This window comes from Ruegeria sp. HKCCE4148, assembly GCF_017872495.1.
GTDB lineage: Bacteria > Pseudomonadota > Alphaproteobacteria > Rhodobacterales > Rhodobacteraceae > Ruegeria.
In genome coordinates, this window is the sequence record NZ_JAEDOS010000004.1 from 285,371 (window position 1) to 292,883 (window position 7,513).

The 7,513-nt window shown below is 57.0% G+C and carries 8 protein-coding genes; all 8 read left to right on the forward strand.

From position 1 onward, the window contains the following. The 8 genes from I9187_RS14755 (at window position 1) to I9187_RS14790 (ending at window position 7,484) form a co-directional block, all read left to right on the forward strand. A complete protein-coding gene (locus I9187_RS14755) occupies window positions 1-930 on the forward strand; it encodes a peptidylprolyl isomerase (protein WP_209509551.1) in 930 nt (309 codons plus the stop codon). Beyond that, the gene (locus I9187_RS14760) at window positions 927-1,937 is read left to right on the forward strand and encodes a HupE/UreJ family protein (protein WP_245223231.1); all 1,011 of its coding nucleotides are present in this window, start codon (window positions 927-929) and stop codon (window positions 1,935-1,937) included. The genes I9187_RS14755 and I9187_RS14760 overlap by 4 nt, the downstream gene beginning before the upstream one ends. A 26-nt stretch (window positions 1,938-1,963) precedes the next feature. After that, entirely contained in the window at window positions 1,964-2,152 is a 189-nt protein-coding gene (locus I9187_RS14765) for a hypothetical protein (protein ID WP_209509552.1), read from the forward strand. Window positions 2,153-2,339: 187 nt separating this feature from the next. Further along, window positions 2,340-3,185 (forward strand): neutral zinc metallopeptidase, encoded by an 846-nt coding sequence (locus I9187_RS14770; RefSeq protein WP_209509553.1) that lies wholly within the window; start codon window positions 2,340-2,342, stop codon window positions 3,183-3,185. A 283-nt stretch (window positions 3,186-3,468) separates the two neighbouring features. Continuing rightward, window positions 3,469-4,557 carry a transporter substrate-binding domain-containing protein gene (locus I9187_RS14775; protein ID WP_209509554.1) on the forward strand — a complete coding sequence of 363 codons (1,089 nt, stop codon included), beginning with the start codon at window positions 3,469-3,471 and terminating at the stop codon, window positions 4,555-4,557. Window positions 4,558-4,610: 53 nt separating this feature from the next. Further along, on the forward strand, window positions 4,611-6,035 hold the full coding sequence (locus tag I9187_RS14780; protein ID WP_209509555.1) for a sodium:alanine symporter family protein: 1,425 nt from the start codon (window positions 4,611-4,613) through the stop codon (window positions 6,033-6,035). Continuing rightward, window positions 6,019-6,960, forward strand: coding sequence for a glutaminase (locus tag I9187_RS14785; protein WP_209509556.1), 942 nt, complete (start codon window positions 6,019-6,021; stop codon window positions 6,958-6,960). The genes I9187_RS14780 and I9187_RS14785 overlap by 17 nt, the downstream gene beginning before the upstream one ends. A gap of 44 nt (window positions 6,961-7,004) precedes the next feature. Next, a complete protein-coding gene (locus tag I9187_RS14790; protein WP_209940229.1) occupies window positions 7,005-7,484 on the forward strand; it encodes a hypothetical protein in 480 nt (159 codons plus the stop codon). The last annotated feature ends 29 nt before the right edge of the window (window positions 7,485-7,513 follow it).

Genomic DNA, 7,513 nt, shown 5'->3' on the forward strand with positions numbered 1-7,513 from the left:
ATGGATAATGATCTGATGAATGTAAGCTGGCAAACAACGAACCCTCCATCTGGGGCTCTGCCGTCGATACGCAAGCAAAGCCTGATCCGGCGGATTGTGACGGAACCTTTTGTCCATTTTGCGCTTCTCAGCCTTGCGATCTTTGGCTGGTTCAAACTTGCGCAACCGGGCGAATGGTCTGCGGGTTCGGATCCACGGGTCATCATCATTGATCAGCGGCAGATCGATGTTCTGGCCGGCCAGTTCGAAGACACGTGGCGGCGCTCTCCGACGGCGGAGGAGTTGGCCAATCTGAAAGAGGATTGGCTGAACCGCGAGGTTCTGTACCGCGAGGCGCTGGCGCTGGGGCTGGATGGCAATGATGAGATCATCCGCAATAGGCTGGTCCAGAAGATGAACTTTCTTCTGACCTCCGAGGCAAGTGCGGCCCGCCCCGAGGATGAGGTGCTGCAGACCTACCTGACGGACAATGCCGAGGCGTTCACGACCCCCGCGCGGCTTGCAGCCAGCCTTGTTTATCTGGGGCAAACCCCCAACACCACGTTCGTAGACCAGACCCGGTCGCGTTTGGATGCTGGCGAAGATCATCGCCAGTTGGGTCAGGCCTCCCTGCTTCCGACAGGGTTTGATCTGAGCGCCCGCACTTCGGTCGATGGCAACTTCGGCGCGGGTTTCTTTGATCAGCTGCAGCCCCTGCCATTGGGGGAATGGAGCGGCCCCGTTCAATCGTCCTTCGGTCTGCACATGGTTCGGCTCGACGACAGATGGGACGCCACTCTGCCGCCTTTTGGCGCGATCCGGGATCGCGTCCTGGCGGATTGGCGCGAGAAGCAAGCCGAACGCGCGACGGAGGTGTTCATAGAAAACCTGCGATCCACCTATGTGATCGAGGACCTTGCAGAAGCTAACCACTCTGCGGGTGAATCATGATGTATCTTCTGGCTTTGATTGCGCTGTTGACGGGGTTTCTGGCACCCGTCTTTGCCCATGCCCATGCGCTGGAACCGGGTTATCTGGAAATCTCGCAGGAAACCGACAGCGATTGGTATGTCTTCTGGCGCAAGCCGGATGTTCAGGGCGCACCGATGGATATCGACGTTGCGCTTCCTGATAGCTGTACCGCGCCCACATTCGATGCACCGGTCTTTGACGGTCGTGCTTGGACGCAGGTCTGGCGCATGACCTGCACCGAAGACCTGCGTGGCAACGCGATACGGATCGACAAGCTTGAGGCGCAAAGAACAGATGTCCTGCTTCGAGTGGGATATCTGGACACGGTGAATATGGCGACCTTCCGCCTGACCCCCGATGCACCTGCTGTGACACTACCCGCGCAACAGGGGCTTATACAGACGCTATGGCAATATGGCGTGTTGGGCTTCGAACATATCCTTGAAGGCTGGGATCACCTGCTGTTTGTCTTTGCACTGCTGGTATTGATCCGCAACCTGCGCCAGCTGATCTGGGCGGTGACCGCCTTCACCGTCGCGCATTCGATCACGCTGGGGCTGGCCACTTTCGGCGTGCTGAACGTCCCAGGTCCGCCGGTTGAGGCCGTGATAGCCCTGTCGATTGTCTTTCTCGCGACCGAAGTGCTGCGGTCAGAGGACAAACCCAAGACATTGGCCAGTCGCTTCCCCTGGGTGATTTCCTTTGGGTTCGGCCTGCTACACGGTCTGGGCTTTGCCGGGGCGCTGGCCGAGATTGGCCTACCAGAACAAGACATCCCGGCGGCCTTGCTGGCCTTTAACCTCGGCGTTGAAGCGGGACAGCTGGCCTTCATCTTTGCGGTGCTGGGCGTGTTCCTGACGATCAGGAAAGTGGCTCAAGTGGTTTGGGGCTGGTCTTTGGCGCAAGGCCCGTCGCGTCAGATGCTTGGATATCCCATCGGATGCATTGCCGCGTTTTGGCTGGCCGAACGGCTGGCCGGATTTTGAGTGAACCATGAAAAGGAGAATGGAAAGTGAGTAAGATACTGGGGGGTGCGATGGTTGTCGCAATACTCGCGATCAGCGGCTGCGATATCGCAGACCCGGACTGCACGCCGGAAAAAGCCGCGAAGCGCCAGGTCCAGCAAGCGACGATTGGCGTCAGTACCAACCGATGCACACCGGCTGAGACCGCTCGTGATACCGCAGGTGTCGACGGTTGAGGAATTCGGATGCCCCAAAACACTGAGCGCAATTTGAGTGGTGGCGAAGTGACACCCGATATCGTCCTTATGTAACGGTTGTCACTGCCTCAGGTTTTGAAAGTCCGGATCGGTTCCCCGTTCAAACCTCGTAGATCGGGGAACCGTCAGAAACTGTGTTAGACTACCCGAATTGTTCGGAGGCCACATGCGCTGGAAAGGACGACGTACAAGCAAAAACATCGACGACCGACGCCATGGGTCCCGTGGCGTATCTCGCGCCGGTATGGGCGGTGCAGGATTGATTGTGGTCCTCGTGATCGGCCTGCTTTTTGGCGTTGATATCACACCGTTTCTGAGTGGCGGGGGGCAGGTCGCCCCTCCGCAGGCAAATGCGCCGGTGCAGATTGATGATGAAACAGAGGAGTTTGTGGCCGTCATCCTCGCAGATACCGAAGTGGTCTGGGGTGAGATATTCAGGGACTCGGGCATTCAATACACACCACCGGTGCTGGTCCTGTTTGCAGGCAGAACCCAATCGGCCTGCGGGCGGGCTATGTCCGCGACCGGCCCGTTCTACTGCCCGGTCGATCAGCGTGTCTATCTGGATACGTCCTTCTTTCAGGTGATGGAACAGCGCCTCGGCGCGCATGGTGACTTTGCCAAAGCCTATGTCATTGCCCACGAAGTGGCCCATCACGTTCAGCATAGCCTGGGACTTTTGGAGCAGGTGAACAGCGCCAAAAGTCAGGCCAGCCAGGCCGATGCGAATGCCTTGTCCGTGCGCGTGGAACTTCAGGCCGACTGCTACTCCGGTGTCTGGGCGCGGGCTATGGATCAACGGTTTGGAGTGCTGGAACCCGGCGACATTGAAGAAGCACTCAATACAGCCGCAGCGATCGGGGATGACGCACTGCAACGCGCGCAACGGGGCGTGGTCGTCCCGGACAGTTTTACCCACGGCACCAGCGCACAACGGCAAAACTGGTTTTACCGCGGCTACAAATCCGGAAACCCCAACAGCTGCGATACCTTCGCAGCAAGACAACTCTGACCTTGAAGGAAAACGAATGAAATACAGACTGATAGCAGCCGTCCGGGCGACTATTGCGCCTGTTCTGGGATATACTTCAGCGCTCTCTATTTCCGCTGTCCAGCAATGTCGATCGTCCACCGTGCCCGATCTGGTCGACTCGTTTGGGCCTGCATGCAAGAATGGGCAAGGCCATTTTTGCCGAAGCCTCTTTCGGTTGCCCGAGTTTGTTTGAAGATAATGTGAATGCAACAGACGCATTTGTTTTCCGTCCGTGAGTTTTTAGCCCAGATGCCAAAAGGATATGACATTTAGCCGTTTTGTGATTGTGCCCACGATCCTGATGATCCTCGCAGCGCTTGCTCCCGTGTCGTCGCAGGCGCAAGAGCGTTCTGGACCCGTGCCCGTCGCCGCTGCGCTGTGCCCGCCTTTTGTGATTGGAGAGGCAGACAAGCTGGATGGTCTGGCCATCTTCCTGTGGGATCGGGTGGCCCGGGAGCTTGCGCTGGATTACGACATCACGCTGATGAACTTCGGAGACATGATCGACAGCGTTGCTGCGGGGCAATCGGCCGTTGGGATTTCCTGCCTGTCGATCACACCCGAGCGCGAAGAACGGGTGGATTTCTCGCATTCGTTTTTCGAGACCCACAAGGCCATCGGGGTCAAGAAACCCAGCTACCTCAGCTCTATTCGGCAATTCCTGCTAAGCCCACGCATTCTGACCGCGATCATCATCGTGCTGGGTGCAGCCGCGCTGGTGGGTGGGGTGTTCTATCTACTCGAACATAAAATAAACGCAAAGCTCTATGCGATGAAAACGCGCGGTGGCAAGGTGATGGAGGCGCTGGTCATCGGCCTGCTGTTCGTGACGCGCGGTCCCATTCGGTACTACGAGTTCAAGACGCCAACCGCACGTATTCTGTCCGCTGTTCTCGCGGTCGGGAGCACTATCATGGTTGCCAGCATCACAGCTATCTTGGCCAGCGCATTCACGCTGGAACAAATCCGATCCGAAATTCGCTCGCCGGAAGATCTGGCGAAAGTGCGGGTTGCGACACTCGCCGATTCAACCTCGGCGGAATATCTGCAACGGTCAGGCATTGCCGCGCGCAGCTTTGCTACCTTGTCAGAAGTGGTGACCAGCCTGGATGCGGACCGGGTCGACGCGGTTGTTATGGATGCACCCGCCCTGAAATACGAAATCTTGCGTGGCCGAGAGCAAGGACGTTTCCAGAACCTCGAAGTACTGCCTTATGAGTTTGAAGAACAGAACTATGCCTTCGCCTTGCAGGATGAGAGCGAATATGTCGAAGTTCTCAATCGCGCTTTGCTTTCGGTGCGGAAAAGCCCTGCATGGGACACTGAAGTGCTCCGTTACGTCGGAAAGTGATCGGTTAAGCTGCTGAAATTCTATCGGAGTTGGATATTGGTTGAGGTTTGTTGATGGGTTTCTTTGTTGATGGTCTGAACGGCATTCTCTGGAACTATGTTCTTGTTTACGGCCTGTTGGGGGCAGGGCTCTACTTTACGATCCGGCTGGGCGCCCCGCAGTTCCGACATTTTGGCGAGATGCTGCGCGTCATCACGGCAGCCCCCAGCACCGACAAACGCGGGATCACACCCTTTCAGGCACTGACCGTCAGCCTTGCGTCGCGCGTTGGCACCGGGAATTTGGCAGGTGTCGCCGTTGCCCTGACACTGGGTGGTCCGGGGGCAATCTTCTGGATGTGGATGGTGGCGCTGGTTGGCATGGCAACCGCCTATTCCGAAAGTACCCTGGCGCAGCTTTACAAGGTAACGACCAAGAACGGAGATTTTCGCGGGGGACCGGCCTTTTACATCTCGAAAGGTCTGAACGCTCCTTGGGCTGGGGCCTTGTTCTCTGTCTGCCTGATCCTGAGTTTTGGTCTGATCTTTGTCGCAGTTCAGTCCAACTCGATTGCCGAAGCGCTGAATGGCGCGTTTGGGATCGAAAAACTGTGGGTGGGTGTCGCCGTCGCAGTGGGCGCGGCAATTGTGATATTTGGTGGGATCAAGGCCATTGCCCGCGTCGCCGAGATTCTGGTGCCGTTCATGGCGGGTGGGTATCTTTTGATCGCGATAATCGTGATGATCCTCAACATAACCGAAGTGCCGGGCCTGCTGTGGCTGATTGTGTCGAGCGCGCTTGGTCTGCAAGAGGCCGCGGGCGGTGTCGCTGGTGGTGTGATGGCCGCGATGTTGAACGGGATCAAGCGCGGGTTGTTTTCCAACGAAGCGGGCATGGGATCGGCCCCCAACATCGCCGCTGTTGCCACCCCGTCTCCGCATCATCCCTCAAGCCAAGGTTTGGTGCAGGCGTTCGGGTGCTTTGTCGACACGATCCTTGTTTGCACGGCAACCGCGCTTTTGATTTTGTTGTCTGGCGTGATAGACGGTGAAATTACGGGTATGCAACTGACACAAAGTGCATTGGATGTTCATCTGGGGCCGGCCGGCACGTATTTCATCGCCATTGCAATCATCTTTTTCGCCTTCACATCCATCCTCGGGAACTACTCCTACGCTGAAAACGCCATGGTTTTTCTTGGGCTGGAGGGCAAGGCCCCGATGACTGCACTGCGAGCGGCCTGTCTGGCGATGGTTGTGTGGGGCGCATTGCAAACCGTCGCGACAGTATTCAACTTCGCGGACGCTGCGATGGGTCTGATGGCTGTCATAAACCTGACCGCAATCCTGTTGTTGTCCGGGACCGTATATCGACTGACCAAGGACTACTTTGGTCAGAGACGGGCAGGGCAGGAACCGACTTTTGTTCTGGAGGATTTCGAAGGGGCAACCGAAGGTGTTTCGCATAAAATCTGGAACGAAGATGCCCAATCCAATTGATACCGAAGAAATCCAGACGGTCCTGAACGATATCGCCACCCGGATGACGAGTGAGACTGATCGAGGCGAGGTCGCCAGTTATATCCCGGAACTGGCGCGCGTCCCGTTGAACCGTTTTGGCATAGCGTTTGCACCATTGAACGGAGAACCGATCATTGCGGGTGACGCCGAGGTGCCGTTTTCCATCCAAAGCATCTCTAAAGTGTTCGCTCTGGTCGTGGCGCTTGGGCATGTTGGGGCGACGCTGTGGCGGCGCGTAGGGCGCGAGCCGTCGGGTGATCCGTTCAACTCGATCGTTCAGCTTGAATTTGAGCGCGGCAAACCCCGCAACCCGTTCATCAACCCCGGCGCAATTGTCGTCTCGGACGTGATTCTGGAGCATCAATCCTGCCAGGCTGCATCCCATCCGGTTCTTGAGATTTGCCAACGTCTGGCAGACGCACCGGATATGGCGGTCGACGAAGAGGTCTTTGCCTCAGAGGTTGCGACGGGAGATCGCAACCGAGCCTTGGCTTACTTCATGCTTGCCGAGGGCAACATTCGTGGCGACGTAACCGAGGTTACCGAAAGTTATTTCCGCCAATGCAGCATTGAGATGAGCTGCTATCAGCTCGCGATGGCCACACGGTTTCTGGCAACCGGGGGGAAAGGGGCTGACGCCGAAATCGCGAGCGTGACGCCGGAACGTGTCCGACGCCTGAACGCCCTGATGATGACTTGTGGCTGCTATGATGCCTCTGGTGAGGTGGCTTTTCGGATTGGATTGCCCTGCAAAAGCGGGGTCGGCGGAGGGCTTGTCGCCATTGTCCCCGGCATTGGAACCATTGCCGCATGGAGCCCTGGGCTGGACAAGAAAGGCAATTCTGTTCTGGCCATAAACGCCGTCGAAGAATTGGCACATCGGCTTGGCTGGTCGGTGTTCTGAGCCTAATCAATCGACTTAGTAACCGACAAAACAAGGTGGAACAAATGAACCTCATCAAGGCGATCTCAGTTACGCTCCTGTTTGTCTCAAACGTCGCGCATGGTGCCGAGTATGAAGAGCCGCCCGTATTGGGTGCGCAGAACACCGTTCAGGACGTTCCGCTGTCGACCGAGATTTATAGCATCGAAGAACAGGTCCCGACTGATGGGTTCATGGCGACCTACCGCATCGAGACGCAGTTCGGACAATTTTTGGCGTTGGGTCCCGGTATGTTGCAGGCACGGCTGACCGAAATCCGCGCTTTGGCCGCGCTTGATCATATCCAGAACGACCAGCAATTCATTGATGCCGCCGAGGAAACAGCCGGAGAAACCTTCGAAAACCTGCGTCAGTTTGCCAAACAGCCGAAAGAAACTTTGAAAGGCGTGCCCGAAGGCATAGGGCGTTTTTTCAAACGCACCGGGCGGTCGGCCAAGACGGGCCTGCAAAAACTGGGGGGGTCTTGTCAGAAGAAGTTGTCTTGAGGCAGGAAGGACGGTCGCATAGTTTTTGT

What these genes read in the sequence shown, in the direction of transcription:
- I9187_RS14755 (WP_209509551.1), top strand. Translation starts at nt 1, where the DNA reads ATGGATAATGATCTGATGAATGTAAGCTGGCAAACAACGAACCCTCCA.
- I9187_RS14760 (WP_245223231.1), top strand. Translation starts at nt 927, where the DNA reads ATGATGTATCTTCTGGCTTTGATTGCGCTGTTGACGGGGTTTCTGGCA.
- I9187_RS14770 (WP_209509553.1), top strand. Translation starts at nt 2,340, where the DNA reads ATGCGCTGGAAAGGACGACGTACAAGCAAAAACATCGACGACCGACGC.
- I9187_RS14775 (WP_209509554.1), top strand. Translation starts at nt 3,469, where the DNA reads ATGACATTTAGCCGTTTTGTGATTGTGCCCACGATCCTGATGATCCTC.
- I9187_RS14780 (WP_209509555.1), top strand. Translation starts at nt 4,611, where the DNA reads ATGGGTTTCTTTGTTGATGGTCTGAACGGCATTCTCTGGAACTATGTT.
- I9187_RS14785 (WP_209509556.1), top strand. Translation starts at nt 6,019, where the DNA reads ATGCCCAATCCAATTGATACCGAAGAAATCCAGACGGTCCTGAACGAT.
- I9187_RS14790 (WP_209940229.1), top strand. Translation starts at nt 7,005, where the DNA reads ATGAACCTCATCAAGGCGATCTCAGTTACGCTCCTGTTTGTCTCAAAC.